General features: G+C 64.6%; 13 protein-coding genes and 2 tRNA genes. 9 read left to right on the top strand and 6 right to left on the bottom strand.

Features of this window, described 5'->3' with window-relative positions:
• Position 1: 1 nt before the first annotated feature.
• Entirely contained in the window at positions 2 to 2,227 is a 2,226-nt protein-coding gene (locus JQ587_RS04545) for an O-linked N-acetylglucosamine transferase family protein (RefSeq protein ID WP_249154173.1), read from the bottom strand.
• A gap of 200 nt (positions 2,228 to 2,427) precedes the next feature.
• On the opposite strand from JQ587_RS04545, the gene JQ587_RS04540 reads away from it, so the two are divergent.
• The 3 genes from JQ587_RS04540 to pepT all read left to right on the top strand — a co-directional run bounded on the left by JQ587_RS04540 (position 2,428) and on the right by pepT (position 4,408).
• Positions 2,428 to 2,504: transfer RNA gene (locus tag JQ587_RS04540), tRNA-Asp, on the top strand.
• 249 nt (positions 2,505 to 2,753) lie between these two features.
• Positions 2,754 to 3,053 carry an HU family DNA-binding protein gene (locus JQ587_RS04535; RefSeq protein ID WP_211411587.1) on the top strand — a complete coding sequence of 100 codons (300 nt, stop codon included), beginning with the start codon at positions 2,754 to 2,756 and terminating at the stop codon, positions 3,051 to 3,053.
• 107 nt (positions 3,054 to 3,160) lie between these two features.
• The gene (pepT, locus tag JQ587_RS04530) at positions 3,161 to 4,408 is read left to right on the top strand and encodes a peptidase T (RefSeq protein WP_212424524.1); all 1,248 of its coding nucleotides are present in this window, start codon (positions 3,161 to 3,163) and stop codon (positions 4,406 to 4,408) included.
• 13 nt (positions 4,409 to 4,421) lie between these two features.
• Here pepT and JQ587_RS04525 read toward each other — a convergent pair whose 3' ends face one another.
• The gene (locus JQ587_RS04525; RefSeq protein ID WP_212300963.1) at positions 4,422 to 5,315 is read right to left on the bottom strand and encodes a hypothetical protein; all 894 of its coding nucleotides are present in this window, start codon (positions 5,313 to 5,315) and stop codon (positions 4,422 to 4,424) included.
• A gap of 448 nt (positions 5,316 to 5,763) precedes the next feature.
• Between JQ587_RS04525 and JQ587_RS04520 the strand changes: the two genes are divergently transcribed.
• Genes JQ587_RS04520 through JQ587_RS04500 form a run of 5 tightly spaced genes read left to right on the top strand, consistent with a single transcriptional unit; the run spans position 5,764 to position 12,544 of the window.
• On the top strand, positions 5,764 to 6,048 hold the full coding sequence (locus tag JQ587_RS04520) for a hypothetical protein (protein ID WP_249154172.1): 285 nt from the start codon (positions 5,764 to 5,766) through the stop codon (positions 6,046 to 6,048).
• 56 nt (positions 6,049 to 6,104) lie between these two features.
• The gene (ihpA, locus tag JQ587_RS04515) at positions 6,105 to 7,379 is read left to right on the top strand and encodes a divalent metal ion exporter subunit IhpA (protein WP_212424523.1); all 1,275 of its coding nucleotides are present in this window, start codon (positions 6,105 to 6,107) and stop codon (positions 7,377 to 7,379) included.
• Positions 7,376 to 8,353 (top strand): divalent metal ion exporter adaptor subunit IhpB, encoded by a 978-nt coding sequence (gene ihpB / locus JQ587_RS04510; protein ID WP_212424522.1) that lies wholly within the window; start codon positions 7,376 to 7,378, stop codon positions 8,351 to 8,353. The genes ihpA and ihpB overlap by 4 nt, the downstream gene beginning before the upstream one ends.
• Positions 8,346 to 11,558, top strand: a complete 3,213-nt coding sequence (locus tag JQ587_RS04505; protein ID WP_212424521.1) for an efflux RND transporter permease subunit — start codon at positions 8,346 to 8,348, stop codon at positions 11,556 to 11,558. The genes ihpB and JQ587_RS04505 overlap by 8 nt, the downstream gene beginning before the upstream one ends.
• Before the next feature lie 2 nt (positions 11,559 to 11,560).
• Positions 11,561 to 12,544 carry a cation diffusion facilitator family transporter gene (locus JQ587_RS04500; protein WP_212424520.1) on the top strand — a complete coding sequence of 328 codons (984 nt, stop codon included), beginning with the start codon at positions 11,561 to 11,563 and terminating at the stop codon, positions 12,542 to 12,544.
• Positions 12,545 to 12,555: 11 nt separating this feature from the next.
• On the opposite strand, the gene JQ587_RS04495 is transcribed toward JQ587_RS04500, so the two are convergent.
• On the bottom strand, positions 12,556 to 13,416 hold the full coding sequence (locus JQ587_RS04495; protein WP_212424519.1) for a class I SAM-dependent methyltransferase: 861 nt from the start codon (positions 13,414 to 13,416) through the stop codon (positions 12,556 to 12,558).
• 133 nt (positions 13,417 to 13,549) lie between these two features.
• Between JQ587_RS04495 and JQ587_RS04490 the strand changes: the two genes are divergently transcribed.
• A tRNA-Val gene (locus tag JQ587_RS04490) sits at positions 13,550 to 13,626 on the top strand.
• 139 nt (positions 13,627 to 13,765) lie between these two features.
• Here JQ587_RS04490 and JQ587_RS04485 read toward each other — a convergent pair.
• The 3 genes from JQ587_RS04485 to clpX all read right to left on the bottom strand — a co-directional run bounded on the left by JQ587_RS04485 (position 13,766) and on the right by clpX (position 18,260).
• Positions 13,766 to 14,170: a GFA family protein gene (locus tag JQ587_RS04485; RefSeq protein ID WP_212424518.1), complete on the bottom strand. Its 405-nt coding sequence runs from the start codon at positions 14,168 to 14,170 to the stop codon at positions 13,766 to 13,768.
• A gap of 69 nt (positions 14,171 to 14,239) precedes the next feature.
• Positions 14,240 to 16,663 (bottom strand): endopeptidase La, encoded by a 2,424-nt coding sequence (gene lon / locus JQ587_RS04480; RefSeq protein WP_212300970.1) that lies wholly within the window; start codon positions 16,661 to 16,663, stop codon positions 14,240 to 14,242.
• A gap of 325 nt (positions 16,664 to 16,988) precedes the next feature.
• Complete coding sequence (gene clpX, locus JQ587_RS04475) at positions 16,989 to 18,260, bottom strand: ATP-dependent Clp protease ATP-binding subunit ClpX (RefSeq protein WP_018642420.1); 1,272 nt, start codon at positions 18,258 to 18,260, stop codon at positions 16,989 to 16,991.
• Positions 18,261 to 18,493 lie beyond the last annotated feature (233 nt).

Below are 18,493 nucleotides of genomic sequence, written 5' to 3'. Positions count from 1 at the left end.
ATCAATGGGCTTGAGCCGCGCAATACTCCCGCCAGAACTGGCGGTAGGCCGCCTCCACGTAGCGGGTGTAGGTCGCACCATTGCCCGCCGCGGAGGCCGCGATCCGGGCCGGCAGCTCCTGCCGCAGCGTGGCCAGCGCAGCCGGGTCCCCGGCAAACCGCTTGGCGATGGCGATGTAGGTTTCGTCATCCTCCGCCACCCAGTCGTCGAGGCCGATCGCCCGGAGGATGCCGCCCGCAGCCCGCCCCGAAGTCGTCTGGCCGAGCTTGGCGATCACGGGCACGCCCATGTGAAGGGATTCCCAGGTGCCGGCGCCGCCGTTCTGCGGGAACGGATCGAGCGAGATGTCGATCCGGGCATATTCGGCGAGGTGCTCGTCGCGCCCACTCGCCCCCAGGCAGACCACGCTCTCCGGGCTGACCCCATGTTCGCCAAAGCGGGCGATCAGGCTGTCGCGGAGGCCCGTGTCATCGAGCGCACGGTGCTTGATGACGAGCTTCGATCCCGGCAGCTCACGCAGCAGCCTCGACCACGCCGGCAGCACCTCCTTGGAGATCTTGTCGATCCGGTTGAAGCTGCCGAAGGTGACATAGCCGTTGCGCAGCATCGGCAAATCCGGCCGGTACAAGCCCGGCGCGGGCTCCGACATCGTCAGCATGCATGGCAAATCGTGGATCTTTTCGGCGAACTCGGGCCGCGCCGCCTCGGGAATCGCGACCGGGTCCGCAAAGACATAGTCCATGGTCTTCAGACCCGTGCCGGTCGGCGCGCCCCAGGCGGACACCTGGATCGGCGCGGGCTTGCGTGCAAAAGCCCCCAGGCGATTGCCGGACGAATGCCCGGAGAGGTCGACGAGAATATCGACCCGATCGGCCTCGATGCGATCGGCCAACTCGTCGTCCGTCAACGACACCGCGTCCACCCAGCGATCCGCGAACGAGCGAAACTCGTCGGTCATCTCATCCTGAAGCGGCGAGTTGGAATAACAGACGATCTCGAAATCGGCGCGATCGCGGTGGCGCAGCACCGGCATGAAGATGAAGGCTGCCGAATGCCGCCGAAAGTCGCCGGAGACATAACCCACCACCAGCCGCCTCTCCGGATCGCGTTGCCGTGGCGCGAGGCTTCGCCGCGCATGCACCGAGCCGATCGCATCCCACCAGGATTTGCGCGCATCCTGCAGCATTGCGAAGTCCGCGCCCGGCAGGAAATCCAGGGCAAATATCTTGTTGGTGATCGCATCACTGTAAGCCGGATAGATCTCGAGTGCCCGGTCGTAATGCTCGATGGCCGTCTCGATGTCGCCATGGCTCGCAAAACACGCCCCCATCAGGTTGATGGCGATCATGGACTTTGGATTGAGCTCGAGCAGCTTCTTGCTGGCCGCCATCGCCTGGGTTGCGTTGTGCAGCATCAGGCTGACGGCGGCCTTGGTTCGCAAAGCCAGTTCGAGCGTCGGCATCAGCGCAAGCGCCGCGTCAACATCCGCATTGGCCTGATCGAGGTGCCGTAGCTGGAGATGAAGCCGCCCGCGATGTGCGAGGACCTTCGCATTGGCCGGCTTGAGCGCAAGGGCCGCGTTCAAGGCCATTTCGGCAGCGCTGTAGTTCCTCAGTTCCAACAACGCGATGCCGCGGCCGGCCATCGCCTCCTGGTGCTTCGGCTGGAACGCGAGCGCGCGCTCGAAGCTTTGCGCCGCCTGCTCGAAATTCCCGATCCGCAGCTCGACCATGCCGCGATTGCAATAAGCGTCGGCATAGTCGGGCTTCAAGCGGATGGCACGCTCATGCAGTTCGAGCGCCTCCAGCGGCAGCGCCAGATGCATCAGCGTATTGCCGAGATTGGTGAGGGCCATCGGGAAGTTCGGATTGAGCGCGATTCCCTTCTCCTGACAGGCCCGCGCGTCCTCATAGCGCTTGAGATCGAACAGCACCGTGCCGAGGTCGCAATAGACGTTGGCCGCACGCGGGCTGACCGCGATCGCGGCGCGCAGGACCTGCTCGGCCTCCTCCAGCCGCTTCCGATCGTTGCTGAGGCAGACCCCGAGCAGATGCAGCGTATCGAAATGGTCGGGAAGCACCTCGAGGATCCGCCGGCACAGCGTCTCGACGTCGGCGAGCCGTCCATTGGCAAAGGCCTGATGGGCCACCGCCAGCGCGGCATCTGCGTCCTTCTTGAATTTCTTCTGGAGCCTTGCGTTCTGGAAGGCGCGCGAGCCGACGGTCAAGCCAATTGTCCCCGGAAATTGCCTGTGGAGCTTGTAACACCATTGATTGATTCGGCGCCCCGCGGCAGGCGTCCGGGCCGTAGCGATACGGTCCCGCCCTGCGCCAACAGGCGTTTGCGCCACGTGCGCGCAACGTCCTTGACTTCACCATGTCCCCCCTTTAAGTCCCCCCTCGTTCCGCGCGGACACATACGCGTCACGCGGGAGTAGCTCAGTTGGTTAGAGCGCCGGCCTGTCACGCCGGAGGTCGCGGGTTCGAGCCCCGTCTCTCGCGCCATTTTTGGCAATATCTTCAAAAACTTAGCAGTAGAATCCTCCGGCCGATCGACGACGCCTGCGTCGGATATTACGGCTGAGCTCGCGTGGGGCCAGCGGAAACGGCCGGATTTGCTTGAGAAACCATGCGAAAATCCCGCCGCCGGACGGCCGGCATAGTCAGTCCCATCCCGAATCGTCTAGGCCTGCGGGAACTTGGCAGTTTGGGAAGCCCCGGCAGGCTTCCGCGCGACACCCGAGGAGGCCAGACATGGCGAAGAAAGCTGCTGCTCCAGCCACGATCACGCTCAAGCACCTCGCCGCCGACATCGCGGAAAGCCAGGATCTTTCGAAGAAGCACGCCGAGGCCGTCCTGACCGACATGGTCGACCTGATCACCAAGCACCTCAAGAAAGGCGATCGCGTCCGCATCGTCGGGCTCGGCATTCTTCAGGTCCGCAAGCGCGCCGCCCGCACCGGTCGCAATCCTGCCACCGGCGAGGCAATCCACATCAAGGCCAGCAAGAAGGTCGCCTTCCGCCCGGTCAAAGAACTGAAAGAGGCGATCTGACGCTACCTTTCGTTAAGCCTGAATCCGCGCCGGTCGCGCCGCAACCCGGCCTGCTTTTCTGATATACTGTCCATCTTCCCCCAAAAGACCCGGCGGTTTGACCAGAAATGTCCCTGACCTTCGCGCATACGGTGACCGAGCGCTTCCTGCGCTACGTCACCATCGACACCCAGTCCGATCCGAATTCCCCGGCCTCGCCATCGACCGAGAAGCAGAAGGATCTCGGCCGCGTCCTCGTGACCGAGCTGAAGGCCATGGGCGTCGCGGATGCCCATCTCGACGATTACGGTTATGTCTATGGAACGATCCCGGCCAACACACCTAAGAAGGTGCCGGTCATCTGCTTCTGCTCGCACATGGACACCTCGCCCGACGTCACCGGCAAGGACGTCAAGCCGCAGGTCGTCAAGAACTATCGTGGCGGCGACATCACCCTGCCGGCCGATCCCAACCAGGTGATCCGCTTCGCTGAACATCCCGCGCTGAAGCACCAGATCGGCAACGACATCATCACCACTGACGGCACCACACTGTTAGGTGCCGACAACAAGGCCGGCGTCGCCGAGATCATGGATGCCGCGCATTTCTTCATCAACAATCCCGATGTGAAGCACGGCACCATCAAGATCCTGTTCACGCCGGACGAGGAGATCGGCCGCGGCGTCGACAATGTCGACATCAAGAAGTTAGGGGCCGATTTCGGCTACACCATGGACGGCGAGACCGCGGGCTCGGTCGAGGACGAGACCTTCTCGGCCGACGGCGCCACCATCACCATCACCGGCGTCAGCGCCCATCCCGGCTATGCCAAGGGCAAGATGGAGCACGCGATCAAGATCGCGGCGGCCATCGTCGAGCGCCTGCCCAAGGAGGGCTGCTCGCCCGAGACGACCGCGGGCAAGCAGGGCTTCCTGCACCCCGTCGGCATCGAGGGCGCGCTGGAGCAGGCGACCCTGTCCTTCATCGTGCGCGACTTCACCGAGGAAGGGCTGAAGGAGAAGGAGGTCCTGCTCGAGGGGATCGTCAAGGACGTGATGAAGGAGTATCCGCGCTCGACCTACAAAGTCGAGGTCCGCGAGCAATACCGCAACATGAAGCAGGTGATCGACCGTCACCCGCACATCCTTGAATACGCCATCGAGGCGATCCGCCGCGCGGGACTGCGTCCGATGCGCACCGCGATCCGCGGCGGCACCGATGGCTCGCGGCTCTCGTTCATGGGCCTGCCCTGCCCCAACATCTTCGCCGGCGAGCACGCTTTTCACTCGCGGCTCGAATGGGTCAGCCGTCAGGACATGGAGAAGGCGGTGCAGACCATCGTGCATCTCGCGATGATCTGGGAGGAGAAGGCTTGAAGTAAGCCTTCTCCTACGGCACCGGCATTGCGCGCCGACCACGATGGAAGCGGTTCGAACTCGCCATCCAGTTCGGCATCGGCTCGCCATCGCGGTGCCGCCCGCCGGCAACGGCCGCAACCCAAGCCACGGCGGCGCCGATCAGGGCCGCCGCTGCAACCGAGAAGGCGACAATCACCGAATTCCGCCTAGCGCGGTTGATCGCGGCGTGGGAGTCGACAATCGAGGCATCGACACGCCGCTCGGCGTCGGGCGCACCCAATCCCGTCAGCGCAGCAACCTGCTGAATGAGGTAGGCGCGATCATCGACGCTGATGCCGCTGTGGCTCGATGTAGTCATCAGAATGCGGCCGGCTTCGGCACGCGCTTCCCGCATATCCGTGTTGGGCGGCCGCCGCGGGGCACGGAACAGCTTGTCGAGCTCATAGCTCAGCAGCGGCTCGGCGGAGCTCGCATTGCCACTCGCGCTTCGCATCGGCGAGCGTTCGATCGCCGCCGCGCCGATGACCGCCAGCAGCGTCGCGCCGATCAGCACCGCCAACGCCCAGGACGTCAGTCCGTGAAGCCCGTCGCGCCGCTCGCCATCATCCTCGATCGTCGCCAGCGCCGGCGCCGGTCGTGCCGTCCGGCCGGCGATGTAGCCGCCAACTCCAAAGCTGATGATCGCCTGGACGATCAGATAGAATCCCGACAGCAGCGCGAGCGCCGCCGATGCATCGCGCCAGGTCGGCGAGGCCGAGCTGACACCGAGGCCGATGGCCACGCCAAAGCTGACCAGAATGAACGACATTGCGCCGGACGCAAAAGCGCCGGCGATGACGGAGCTCCACTGGATGCTCCGGCGTTCTTCGGCGGCGATGAAGCCGCCTTCCATGACGTTGTCCTGCATGAGAGTTTCGATGGCCATCGCTGTTCTCGCTAGCGCAGGCCGAAGAACGACAGGATGGCCATGATCACGACGATCAGGCCGATCAGATAAATCAGTCCGTCCATAGTCCCATCCTCCTCAAAGGCTCCGGGGCGCTAATGAGGGGGACCGGAGAACGTTCCTAATTTTGGCAGGCAGCGGGAACGAACTGCTGAGACCCGAATTGTCTCTGCAAGTCCCAACGGATGAAGATTGTGAGCACAAAAGGCCTCAGCCGGTCAGCCCCGGGCTGGGGCCTTTTCGTGTTTGCCCACTATGCGACATCGAGTTCCCCACACGTAACATTATTGCAGGTCGACACCATTCCAGCCGCCATGCTACCGAAGCGGATCGGGAACTGAGTGACCTCGTGACTACAACCCGCCGCCTCCATAGCTTTTGGTCCTCGCGCAACTGGCGCGGGCTTGTGGCTGTGCTGGTGGCAATCATGTACCTGCTCTCTGGCGTCCTGCACGGCGCGCACGACATTGATGTCACCAGCCCCTCAGGCGGCTCGGAGATCGCCTCGATCCTCGACAACGGTTCCGGCCATGGCGATCACAAGGCGCTCGGCGGCCATCACTGCCACGGTTGTTTCTCGATCGCCGTCACGCAGTCGACGCAGCCGGACGTCGCGGCTGCCATCGTAGCCGCGCCGGTCGCCCAGCGCGCGCCCGCACTGATCGGCATTGCGCCCGATACCGACTCCCGGCCCCCCAAACAATTGACCTGAACTGATCAGCCGGGCGCCGCGTGCGCCCACGATGCGATTGTTCACAGGTCACCTTCATGTCTTGCAGACGGACGGCCGCGCGCTTCTCGTGCGCGATGGCGATTTTGGTCAGCCCCTGGCTGACGCAGCACACTCACGCCCAGACGCTCACGATGCGCGCTGCACTCTCGCGCGCACTGGCTGCGAGCCCACGCCTGACCGCCGCGGAACGCGATGTCGGCATCGCCACCGGCCAGCGCCTCCAGGCGGGCGCCCTGCTCAATCCGGAACTGTCCTATGAACAGGACAATTCGCTCGGGTCAGGCATCTATCGGGGCACCAAATCGGCCGAGACCACGCTTCAGATCAGCCAAGCGTTTGAGCTGTTCGGCAAGCGCGACGCGCGGATCGCGGCGGGGGCAGCCGGCATCGAAGTCGCTTCGATCCAGCGCAAGGCGATCAGGCTGGAGGTGCTGTCGGAAACCGCGATCGCCTTCCTCAGCGTGCTCGGTGCGCAGCGGCGCATCCAGATCCTCGACGAGCAGATCAGCGCAATCGACAAGCTGACGCCGCTGTTGCGCCGCCGCGTCGAGGCCGGCGCCTCCTCACCCGCCGAGACCGGCCGCGCCGAGGTCGCCTCCGCCCTGGTGAAGGCCGACCGCGAGCGTTTCAAGGGGACGCTGGCCAGCGCCCGGCGCGAGCTTGCCGTGCTGATGGGCGATCCCGTGGCAAGGTTCGGCGAGGTCTCCGGACGTCTCGACACCATGGGAAAGCCGCCGACATTCCAGTCGGTGGTCGCCGCCATCGATGCCAATCCGCAGCTGGTGCGCTGGACCGCGGTGTATGCGCAGCGGAACGCCGAACTGCTGATGGCACGCCTCAAGCCTTATCCCGACGTGCGGATCGCCGCCGGCTGGCGCCATTTCAACGAGACCAATGACGACGCAGTTCGCCTCACCGTGTCGGTGCCGATCCCGGTGTTCGACCAGAACCAGGGCAACATCCTCTCGGCGCAGGAAAGCCTCGCCAAGACCCGCGCCGAGCGCGAGGCCAACCGCAACACGCTGATCGTGGTCGCCGGCCGCGCCTACGACTCGCTACAGGGCTCGCTGCGCGAGCTTGCGGTGCTGCGAGAGATCGCGATCCCCAAGGCAACTGAGGCGGCCGATGCGATCTCGCAGGGCTACGGCCAGGGCCGCTTCACCCTGCTCGAAGTGCTCGATGCCCAGGCGAGCGTGACCCAGGCGCGGCTGCGCGAGCAGGAAGCGCTGCAAAACTTCCACGCCGGCGTTGCCACCATCGAAGGTCTCGTCGGCAATCCCTTTGCACTGGCCCGGGAGAGCGCACGATGAAGACCCCTTCCGCCATCCTTGTCGCCATCGTTGCCGCAGCACTCGGCGCTTACGGCTATTCCCAGCTTGCCCCCGCCAAGGTCGCTCCCAGCGAACAAGCCACGGAGAAGAAGCCGGAGAAGCCCAACGACCATGTCGAGCAGGACGAGCACGGCGCCGACCGCATCCGCATCTCCGACGTCAAGCTCGCGGCCGCCGGCGTGACGCTGGCGGAAGCTGCGAGCGTCACGCTGACCGACACGCTCTCCTTCAACGGCATCCTGCGCGCCAATCAGGAAGCCGTGGTGCAGGTGACGCCGCGCTTCCCGGGCCTCGCCAAATCGATCCAGAAGCGCATCGGCGACAAGGTCGGCAAGGACGACCTGCTCGCCGCCATCGAGAGCAACCAGAGCCTGACGGTCTACGAGCTGAGGGCGCCGATCGCCGGCACCGTCATCGAGCGGCAGATCTCGCTCGGCGAATATGCCTCCGAGCAGAAGCCGGCCTTCGTCGTCGCGGACCTTTCGACCATCTGGGTCGATCTCTCGATCTACCGGCAGGACCTCAAGCGCGTCCGCCTCAGCGACGAGGTGCTGATCGATCCTGATGACGGCCGTGGCGAGATCAAGGGTACGATCTCCTACGTCGCCCCGATCGGGTCGAGCGAGACCCAGACCGCGCTCGCCCGCGTGGTGCTGCCAAATCCCGACGGACGCCTGCGTCCCGGCCTGTTCGTCACGGCGCGGCTGGTCCTCGCCGCCCGCAATGTCGCGGTCGCCGTGCGCCGGAGCGCGATCCAGACGCTGGAGAACAAGACGATCGTCTTCGTGCGCGAGGACAACGACAAGATCGAGGCACGCCCGGTCGAGCTTGGCGATTCCGATCCGAAATTCGTCGAGATCCGCGCCGGTCTTTCCGCCGGCGAACGCTACGTCGCCGAGAACAGCTTCGTCGTGAAGGCGGAGATGGGCAAGGGAGACGCCGATCATGATTGACGCGCTCCTCTCCTTCTCGGTCCGCCAGCGCTGGCTGGTGGTCCTGCTCGCACTCGCGGCCGGCGCCTTCGGCGTCTGGAACTTCACCCGCCTGCCGATCGACGCCGTGCCCGACGTCACCAACGTGCAGGTGCAGATCAACACGCGCGCGCCGGGTCTGTCGCCGCTCGAAGCCGAGCAGCGCATCACCTTCCCGATCGAAACCGCGATGGGCGGTTTGCCAAAACTCGACTATACGCGCTCCATCTCGCGCTATGGGCTGAGCCAGGTCACGGTCGTGTTCGAGGACGGCACCGACATCTATTTCGCCCGGCAGCTCGTCAACGAGCGCATCCAGCAGGCCAGGGATCAGCTGCCCGCCGGCACCGAGGTCGCGATGGGCCCGATCTCGACCGGGCTCGGCGAGATCTATGTCTACTCCGTCGAGGCCAAGGCCGGCGCGAAGTCGCCTGATGGCACCGAGTTCACGCCGACGGAGCTGCGCACCATCCAGGACTGGATCATCAAGCCGCAGCTGCGCACCATCCCCGGCGTGGTCGAGGTCAACTCGATCGGCGGTTATGAGCGGCAATTCCATGTGCTGCCGATCCCCGGCCGGCTGATGGCCTACAAGCTCGGCTTCCGCGACATCATGACCGCGCTGGCCGCCAACAACGCCAACGTCGGCGCCGGCTACATCGAACGCAATGGTGAGCAATATCTCGTCCGTGCCCCCGGCCAGGTCGCAGATATCGCCGACATCCGCGACATCGTGATCGGCTCCCGCGGCGGCGTGCCGGTCCGCATCCGCGATGTCGCCGAAGTCAGCGAGGGCCAGGATTTGCGCTCGGGTGCTGCGACAGCGAACGGCAGCGAGACGGTGCTCGGCACCGCCATGCTGCTGATCGGCGAGAACAGCCGGAGCGTGGCCCAACGCGTCGCGGCAAGGCTCAACGAGATCGCGAAATCACTGCCCGACGGCGTGATCGCGCGTGCGGTCTATGACCGCACGCATCTGGTGGAAGCGACCATCCAGACCGTCGAGAAAAACCTCGTCGAGGGCGCCGCGCTGGTGATCGCTGTGCTGTTCCTGATTCTCGGCAACATCCGGGCCGCCCTGATCACGGCCTGCGTCATTCCGCTGTCCATGCTGTTCACGATCACGGGCATGGTCGAGAGCAAGGTCAGCGCCAATCTGATGAGTCTCGGGGCCATCGATTTCGGCATCATCGTCGACGGTGCGGTCATCATCGTCGAGAACTGCTTGCGGCTGCTCGCCGCCGAGCAGCACCGGCGTGGCCGGCTGCTGACGCTGGACGAGCGGCTCCAGACCATCCGCGCGGGCAGCAGTGAAGTCATCAAGCCCAGCCTGTTCGGCACGCTCATCATCGCCGTGGTCTATCTGCCGGTCCTCACCCTGACGGGGACCGAGGGCAAGATGTTCACGCCGATGGCGCTGACCGTGCTGATGGCGCTTGCGGGCGCCGCGCTGCTGTCGGTCACCTTCGTCCCGGCCGCGGTGGCGATCTTCGTCACCGGAAAAGTTGCCGAGAAGGAGAACATCTTCATGCGCGCGGCCAAGCGGTTCTACGTGCCGCTGCTCGACCGCGCCATCCGCTATCGCCGCAGCGTTGCGCTCGGTGCCGTGCTGATCGTCGCCGGTAGCCTGCTTGCCGCAACGCGCATGGGCGGCGAGTTCATCCCGAGCCTGGATGAGGGCGACATCACCATCGAGACCATCCGGATTCCCGGCACCAGCCTCACCCAGAGCGTCGACATGCAGCTTCGGCTGGAGCAGGCGGTCAAGCAGGTGCCCGAAGTCGCGACCATCTTCTCCAAGATCGGCACCGCCGAGATCGCTAACGATCCGATGCCGCCGAATGTCGCCGACACCTATGTCACGCTCAAGCCGCGCAACGAATGGCCGGATCCCGCCAAACCGAAGGACGAGGTGGTCGCCGAGCTCGAGCGCACCGCCAACACCCTGCCCGGCACCGCCTATGGCATGACGCAGCCGATCCAGATGCGCTTCAACGAGCTCATCGCCGGCATCCGCAGCGACGTCGGCGTCAAGATCTTTGGCGACGATCTCGACGTGCTCGCCGGCATCGCCCAGCAGGTCAACGGCGTCGTTCGCGGCATTGAGGGCGCAGCCGACGTCAAGACCGAGCAGGTCGCGGGCCTGCCGATCCTCACCGTCAAGCTCGACCGCCAGGCGCTGTCGCGCTACGGCCTCAGCCTCAGTGAGGTGCAAAACCTCGTCGAGATCGCGATCGGTGGCAAGCCGGCCGGAAAACTGTTCGAGGGCGACCGCCGCTTCGACATCGTGGTGCGTCTGCCGGAGAGCCTGCGAGCCGATCCGGACGCGATCAAGTCGCTGCCGATCCCCTTGCCACCGGCCGAGGATGCGACGCCTGTCACCAAGACCGCCTGGTCCGGGACTTCGGGCGCCGCGCTCCGCTATGTGCCCCTGTCCTCCGTTGCCGCAATCGAGATCGCGCCCGGCCCCAACCAGATCAGCCGCGAAAACGGCAAGCGCCGCGTGGTGGTGATGGCCAATGTCAGGGGCCGCGACCTGCGTTCTTTCGTGGCAGAGGCGCAGGACGCGGTGGCCGAGAAGGTCAAGCTGCCGCCGGGCTACTGGATCGGCTGGGGCGGCCAGTTCGAGCAACTGGTCTCCGCCACCAAGCGACTGACGATCGTCGTGCCGGTGGCGCTGCTGCTGGTGTTCCTGCTTTTGTTCATGGGCATGGGGTCGGCGGCCGACGCGGCGCTGGTGTTCTCCGGCGTGCCACTGGCCCTCACCGGCGGCGTCGCGGCGCTGCTGCTGCGCGGCATCCCGCTGTCGATCAGTGCCGGGGTCGGCTTCATCGCGCTGTCCGGAGTGGCCGTGCTCAACGGCCTCGTCATCATCGCCTTCATCGAGCGGCTGCGCAGCGAGGGGCGATCCGTTGCCGAGGCCGTGTATGAGGGCGCGCTGACGCGGCTCCGACCGGTGCTGATGACGGCCCTCGTCGCCTCGCTCGGCTTCGTACCGATGGCGCTTGCGACCGGTGCCGGTGCCGAGGTGCAACGGCCACTCGCGACCGTCGTGATCGGCGGCATCATCTCCTCGACCATCCTGACGCTACTGGTGCTGCCGGCGCTCTACGTGCTGTTCCGCCGTGACGTGACAAATGAAACGCCTACAATGGCGCCTGATTTGGCGACGTCCGGGGAGCGCTAGGTTTGGGCAGTCACGACCATCACGGTCACCACCACGATCATGCCGACCACGGGCATGATCATGGTCACGGCCATCATCATGATCATGCTCATGGTGCCGGACACGCCCACGCGCCCGCCAATTTCGGCAAGGCGTTCGCGATCGGCATCGCGCTCAACACCGCGCTGGTCGTGGCCGAGGGGATCTACGGCTATATCGGCAACTCCACGGCCCTGCTCGCCGACGCCGGCCATAATCTGTCTGACGTGCTCGGCCTGGTCGTGGCCTGGGGCGCCTCGATCGCGGCGCGGCGCGCGCCGAGTGGACGTTTCACCTATGGCTTCCGCGCCTCCACCATTCTGGCCGCGCTGGCCAACGCCGTGTTCCTGCTGGTCGCAACCGGCGCGATCGGCTGGGAAGCGATCCTGCGCCTGCGCGAGCCGGAGCCGGTCGCGGGTGTCACGGTGATGGTGGTCGCCGGCATCGGCATCCTCATCAACGGTTTTACTGCCATGCTGTTCGCGAGCGGCCGCAAGGACGACATCAATATCGAAGGCGCGTATCTGCACATGGCGGCCGACGCCGCGGTCTCGCTCGGCGTCGTGGTCTCGGCGGCGCTGATCATCTGGACCGGCTGGCTCTGGCTCGACCCCGTCACGAGCCTCGTCATTTGCGGCACCATTCTCTGGAGCACCACCAGCCTTTTGCGCGGCTCCATCGACATGTCGATGGCCGCCGCCCCCAAGGGCACGGACCTCGCCGCGATCAAGGCGTTCCTGCTGGCACGCCCGGGCGTCTCGGCGATTCACGATCTCCACGTCTGGCCGATCTCGACCACCGAGACGGCGCTGACCTGCCACCTCGTCATGCCCGCCGGCACGGCCGACGCATTCCTGATGGAGACCGCACAGTTGCTGAAAACGACCTTCCGCATCGGCCACACCACGCTGCAGGTCGAGACGCATGCGGACAATGGCTGCGCGCTGGCGCCGGATGACGTGGTGTGAGAGAGCTGCGCCTACGACGCCTTCGCCGTCACGATCCAGATCGCGCCCGGCAGCGCCACGCTCTGCCCCTTGAGATACGGCGCAAGCGTCTCGCGGATCGACGCCTTGGCCGCAGCATACGTCTCCGGCGGATGGCCCTGCAACGCGCGGCTGGCAGGGCCGATCTGAAGCGAGCCGTCGACAGCGGCGTCGAGCCCGCCGCCGATTGCGATGTCCATCGGCAGATTATGCGGCTCCATCGCTACGTCCGCGAAGCCCGCGCCTTTCAGGATGCGCATCACGCGCTCTTCGGACGCGAAGGCGAACGGGCCCGGCTCTTCCGGCCCGACCGGCGGCATCTTCGGCACGTGTTTGTAGACCGCCATCAGCGGCGCCATCATCCACGGGTTTTCCTTGGGCTCGCGCCAGCAGACGAAAGCGAGCCTCCCGGTGGGCTTGAGCGCCCGGCGGAGGTTGCTGAAGGACGCAACGGGATCGGCGAAGAACATCACGCCGAAGCGCGAGGCCAGCAGATCGAAGCTCGCCGGCTCGAACGGATGCACCGTCGCATCCGCCAGCACGAAATCCAGCGGCAACCCCTTCGGCGCAAATGCGCGCGCCTGCGACAACATCGGCTCGGACACGTCGAGGCCGAGCGCCAAGCCATCGGGCGCCACAGCCTTTGCAAATGCAAAGGTCGTCGCACCCGATCCGCAGCCGACATCGAGAACGCGCTCACCCGGCTTCGGCCTGCCGCGGTCGATCAGCACATCGGCGATGGGGCCGAGCAGGCTCTCCTGCGCCGCATGGCGATCGGCCCAGCGCTGGCCGCTCGGACCGTTCCAATAGGCGATCTGGTCGGCGTTTTGCTCGTGTCCGCTGAGTGGTTGCATGGGGGCCTCTGTCATTTTCTAATTTGGCGGGGTGATACCACGTCGGAGACCGATCCGGAGGTCAAATGAGCGGGGTTTGCCATGCGGCCGCCTCTTGCTCCAACACCCGCCGGAGGGCTAAAGAGGCGCCGTGGGGCGGTTAGCTCAGCTGGTTAGAGCATCTCGTTTACACCGAGAGGGTCCGCGGTTCGAATCCGTGACCGCCCACCAGCCTTCGCCTGCTTCGCAGGCTACGGCTTGGCAAGCCAGCCCAGGTGCTCATTGATGCGAAGCAAGCGAAGGCTGCCTCGCCGAAGCCCAACGGGCGAAGGCGGGCTTTGGGCCGCGAGCTTCGGCTAGGCAAGCCAACCTAATCCCCCGGCCTCCCCGGCAGCAGCGGCACGGCGTCGATCCAGACTGCGGCCGATTGGCACCAGATCTGCCTGACAGGACGCAGGGCGTCGCGCTGGCGGATCGCGCCCCAGCGGATGCCCCAATCGTCGGCCTGATCGCCCTCGCCGTTGGTAAACAGCGGGGAACCGCAATCGGCGCAAAAATGCTGGAAGCGCATCCGGCCGTTATCGCCACGCTTGCCGTAGACCCTTGGCGTGCCGCCGGTGAGACGGACGTCGGCCCCAGAACAAACGGCCGTCACACGGAACGGCGAGCCGGTCAGGGCCTGGCAATCGGTGCAGTGGCAGACCGAGACCGCCTCGGGGTCGATCTCGGCCTCGAAGGTGATCTTTCCGCAATGGCAGTGACCGTCGACCTGCATTGCATCCCCTTCCCCAAAACAAAAACGGCGCCCGAAGGCGCCGTTTTATCATCTTTTCGGATTGCGATCTCAGTGAGCGGTCAGGCCGCCGGCGGCTTCGTCGCCGTCGGGCTTCACCGTCACCTTGGTGTCCTCTTCCCAGACGATCGGCACCGGCTTCTTCACCAGCGCCTTGGCGACGACGTCGTCGAGGCGGGAGACCGGGATGATCTCCATGCCGCCCTTGATCGCATCGGAAATCTCCGTGAGATCCTTGGCGTTGTCCTCGGGGATCAGCACCGTCTTGATGCCGCCGCGGGCAGCGGCCAGCAGCTTCTCCTTCAGACCGCCGATCGGCAGCACGCGGCCGCGCAGCGTGATCTCGCCGGTCATCGCGACATCGTGGCGGACCGGGATGCCGGTCATGACCGAGATGATCGCGGTGGCCATTGCCACGCCCGCCGACGGACCGTCCTTCGGCGTCGCGCCTTCCGGCACGTGTACGTGGATGTCGCGCCGGTCGAACAGCGGCGGCTCGACGCCGTAATTGATCGCCCGCGAGCGGACATAGGACGCCGCCGCCGAGATCGATTCCTTCATGACGTCGCGCAAGTTTCCGGTGACCGTCATCTTGCCCTTGCCAGGCATCATGACGCCTTCGATCGTCAGCAACTCGCCGCCGACATCGGTCCAGGCGAGGCCCGTGACGATGCCGACCTGCGGCTCGCTCTCGATCTCGCCGAAGCGGTACTTCGGCACGCCGAGCAGCTCTTCCAGAGTCTTCTCGGTGACCTTGACCGACTTCTTCTTGGAGATCATCAGCTCCTTCACCGCCTTGCGGGCGAGTGTGGAGAGCTCACGCTCCAGATTACGCACGCCCGCTTCGCGGGTGTAGCGGCGGATCAGAAGCAGCAGCGCGTCGTCGTCGATCGAGAACTCCTTGGAGTCCAGGCCGTGCTTGGACACCGCGTTCGGGATCAGGTGCTTGCGCGCGATCTCGACCTTCTCGTTCTCGGTGTAGCCGGCGATCCGGATGATCTCCATGCGGTCCATCAGGGGCCCGGGAATATTGAGCGTATTCGCGGTCGTGATGAACATGACGTTCGACAGATCGTAGTCGACCTCCAGATAGTGGTCGGCAAACGTCCCGTTCTGCTCGGGGTCGAGAACCTCGAGCAAGGCCGAGGACGGATCGCCGCGGAAATCGGCGCCCATCTTGTCGATCTCGTCCAGCAGGAACAGCGGATTGGACGACTTCGCCTTCCGCATCGACTGGATGATCTTGCCGGGCATCGAGCCGATATAGGTGCGGCGGTGACCGCGGATCTCGGCCTCGTCGCGCACGCCGCCGAGCGACACGCGCACGAACTCGCGGCCGGTCGCCTTCGCGATCGACTTGCCGAGCGAGGTCTTGCCGACGCCGGGAGGACCGACGAGGCACAGGATCGGGCCCGTCAGCTTGTTGGCGCGCGACTGCACCGCAAGATACTCGACGATGCGTTCCTTGACCTTCTCAAGGCCGTAGTGATCGGAATCCAGAATGGCCTGGGCCGCTTCCAGATCCTTCTTCACCTTGGACTTCTTGTTCCACGGGATCGACAGCAGCCAATCCAGGTAGTTGCGCACGACGGTCGCTTCCGCGGACATCGGCGACATCTGGCGCAGCTTCTTCAATTCATGCTGCGCCTTCTCCCGCGCTTCCTTGGAGAGCTTGGTCTTGGAGATCTTCTCTTCGAGATCGGCGAGCTCGTCGCGACCGTCGTCGTCGCCGAGTTCCTTCTGGATCGCCTTCATCTGCTCGTTGAGATAATACTCGCGCTGCGTCTTCTCCATCTGGCGCTTGACGCGCGAGCGGATGCGCTTCTCGACCTGCAGCACCGAGATCTCGCTCTCCATCAGACCCAGCACCTTCTCCAGGCGCGTGGTGACGGACAGCGTCTCCAGGATTCCCTGCCGATCCGCGATCTTGACGGCGAGATGCGAGGCAACCGTGTCGGCGAGCTTGGCGAAATCGGTGATTGCCTGCACGACGCCGACGACCTCGGCCGAGATCTTCTTGTTGAGCTTCACATAGCTCTCGAAGTCGGACACGACCGAGCGCGCAAGTGCTTCAGCCTCGACCGACTTCGCATCGGTGTCGGCGAGCGCAATTGCGGTTGCTTCATAGTAGTCGGCGCGATCGGTGTATTTCGCCACGCGCGCGCGCTCGAGCCCCTCGACCAGCACCTTCACGGTGCCGTCGGGAAGCTTCAGGAGCTGCAGCACGCTGGCAAGCGTACCGGTCTCGTAAATGGCATCGGGTGCCGGATCATCGTCGGACGCATTCTTCTGCGTCGCCAGCATGATCAGCGCGTCGTTCTTCATCACCTCTTCGAGCGCGCGGATCGACTTCTCGCGACCGACGAAAAGCGGAACGATCATGTGCGGGAAGACGACGATATCGCGCAGCGGCAACACGGGATAGGCGTGCGTCTCGCCATGGACGATGGTTGGCCGGGGTTTTGGATTAGTCATGGCCTTTTCCTTTTGCTTTGCCCCCTCGCACGCAGCCCGCTTCTCATGCGCAACCGCCACAAGGTGCCGAGGTGATCCACAAAACCCGGCCTACCATGCGAAGGTTGGACCGGGCTTGCCGGATCGAAATTAAGGCGAATCTTGAACAGAATTCTCGCTCGCCGCCGACATTAGGTGGCTATCGACCCGGGGGGTGTCAAGTCATTGAAAAACGCGCGCCATCAGGCGCTTACGCACGCAAATAAGCGACGCAATTCCGGCTGCGGATTACAATTCCGCAGCCGCTACCGTGAAAGACGATAGGAAGCGTTCCAGCGCCGAGAAATCAGGCGCTGGCGTTCTCGACCGCACGATCGGTCCGATCGGCGTAGATGTAGAGCGGACGGGCCGTTCCTTCCACGACTTCGCGGGAAATCACGACTTCTTCCACACCTTCCAGGCCCGGCAGGTCGAACATGGTCTCGAGCAGGATCGCTTCGAGGATCGAACGCAGACCACGCGCGCCGGTCTTGCGCTCGATCGCCTTGCGGGCAACCGCGCCAAGCGCCTCGTCGGCGAAGGTCAGCTCGATGTTCTCCATCTCGAACAACCGCTGGTATTGCTTCACCAGCGCGTTCTTCGGCTCGGTGAGGATCTTCTTCAGCGACGTCTCGTCCAGATCCTCAAGCGTCGCCACAACAGGCAAACGGCCGACGAATTCTGGGATGAGGCCGTACTTCAGCAGATCCTCGGGCTCGACGTGACGGAAGATCTCGCCGGTCCGGCGATCTTCCGGCGCCATCACCTGCGCCGCGAAACCGATCGAGGTCGACCGACCGCGCGCCGAGATGATCTTCTCGAGGCCGGCGAACGCACCGCCGCAGATGAACAGGATGTTGGTGGTGTCCACCTGCAGGAATTCCTGCTGCGGATGCTTGCGGCCCCCTTGCGGCGGGACCGAAGCCACCGTGCCTTCCATGATCTTCAGCAGCGCCTGCTGCACGCCCTCACCCGACACGTCGCGCGTGATCGAGGGATTGTCGGATTTGCGGCTGATCTTGTCGATTTCGTCGATGTAGACGATGCCGCGCTGGGCGCGCTCGACATTGTAGTCCGCGGCCTGGAGCAGCTTCAGGATGATGTTCTCGACGTCCTCACCGACATAGCCGGCTTCGGTCAGCGTGGTCGCATCCGCCATCGTGAACGGCACGTCCAGGATACGGGCGAGCGTCTGCGCGAGCAGCGTCTTGCCCGAGCCGGTCGGACCGATCAGCAGGATGTTCGACTTCGCGAGCTCGACGTCGTTGTGCTTGGTCTGGTGGTTGAGGCGCTTGTAGTGGTTGTGCACCGCGACCGACAGGACCTTCTTCGCATGGCTCTGGCCGATGACGTAATCATCCAGCACCTTGCAGATTTCCTTCGGCGTCGGAATGCCGTCGCGCGACTTGACCAGCGAGGACTTGTTCTCCTCGCGGATGATGTCCATGCAGAGCTCGACGCATTCGTCGCAGATGAAGACCGTGGGACCCGCGATCAGTTTGCGAACTTCGTGCTGGCTCTTGCCGCAGAACGAGCAATATAGCGTGTTCTTGGAGTCGCTCGTGCCGACCTTACTCATTCATGTCTCCGTCCGCGGTTCGATCCCGTCCGCTCGATCGTCCCATCCCGAAACGTTGGCGGGTAAGGGATTCAAATAGAGCAAATTCCGTACCAAAAAAGACCTACGCGTTACATCCCGTGCGAATCACGGTCACTCGATTCTCCGCGATCATAGCCGATCATTCGTAGCCAACCATGCTGTCACCCGACTATCAAGAATTCGCTAATCGGGGGGCCGCCGGCTACCCGTGA

Source organism: Bradyrhizobium manausense, from assembly GCF_018130615.1.
Classification (GTDB): Bacteria; Pseudomonadota; Alphaproteobacteria; order Rhizobiales; family Xanthobacteraceae; genus Bradyrhizobium; species Bradyrhizobium manausense_A.
This window is presented reverse-complemented; position numbering and strand designations above follow the sequence as displayed.

Bases quoted from the DNA above. Each gene is read 5' to 3' on its own strand.
- JQ587_RS04535 (WP_211411587.1), top strand. From the start codon at position 2,754: ATGGCGAAGAAAGCTGCTGCTCCAGCCACGATCACGCTCAAGCACCTC.
- pepT (WP_212424524.1), top strand. From the start codon at position 3,161: ATGTCCCTGACCTTCGCGCATACGGTGACCGAGCGCTTCCTGCGCTAC.
- JQ587_RS04525 (WP_212300963.1), bottom strand. From the start codon at position 5,315: ATGGCCATCGAAACTCTCATGCAGGACAACGTCATGGAAGGCGGCTTC.
- JQ587_RS04520 (WP_249154172.1), top strand. From the start codon at position 5,764: ATGTACCTGCTCTCTGGCGTCCTGCACGGCGCGCACGACATTGATGTC.
- ihpA (WP_212424523.1), top strand. From the start codon at position 6,105: ATGTCTTGCAGACGGACGGCCGCGCGCTTCTCGTGCGCGATGGCGATT.
- ihpB (WP_212424522.1), top strand. From the start codon at position 7,376: ATGAAGACCCCTTCCGCCATCCTTGTCGCCATCGTTGCCGCAGCACTC.
- JQ587_RS04505 (WP_212424521.1), top strand. From the start codon at position 8,346: ATGATTGACGCGCTCCTCTCCTTCTCGGTCCGCCAGCGCTGGCTGGTG.
- JQ587_RS04495 (WP_212424519.1), bottom strand. From the start codon at position 13,416: ATGCAACCACTCAGCGGACACGAGCAAAACGCCGACCAGATCGCCTAT.
- JQ587_RS04485 (WP_212424518.1), bottom strand. From the start codon at position 14,170: ATGCAGGTCGACGGTCACTGCCATTGCGGAAAGATCACCTTCGAGGCC.
- lon (WP_212300970.1), bottom strand. From the start codon at position 16,663: ATGACTAATCCAAAACCCCGGCCAACCATCGTCCATGGCGAGACGCAC.
- clpX (WP_018642420.1), bottom strand. From the start codon at position 18,260: ATGAGTAAGGTCGGCACGAGCGACTCCAAGAACACGCTATATTGCTCG.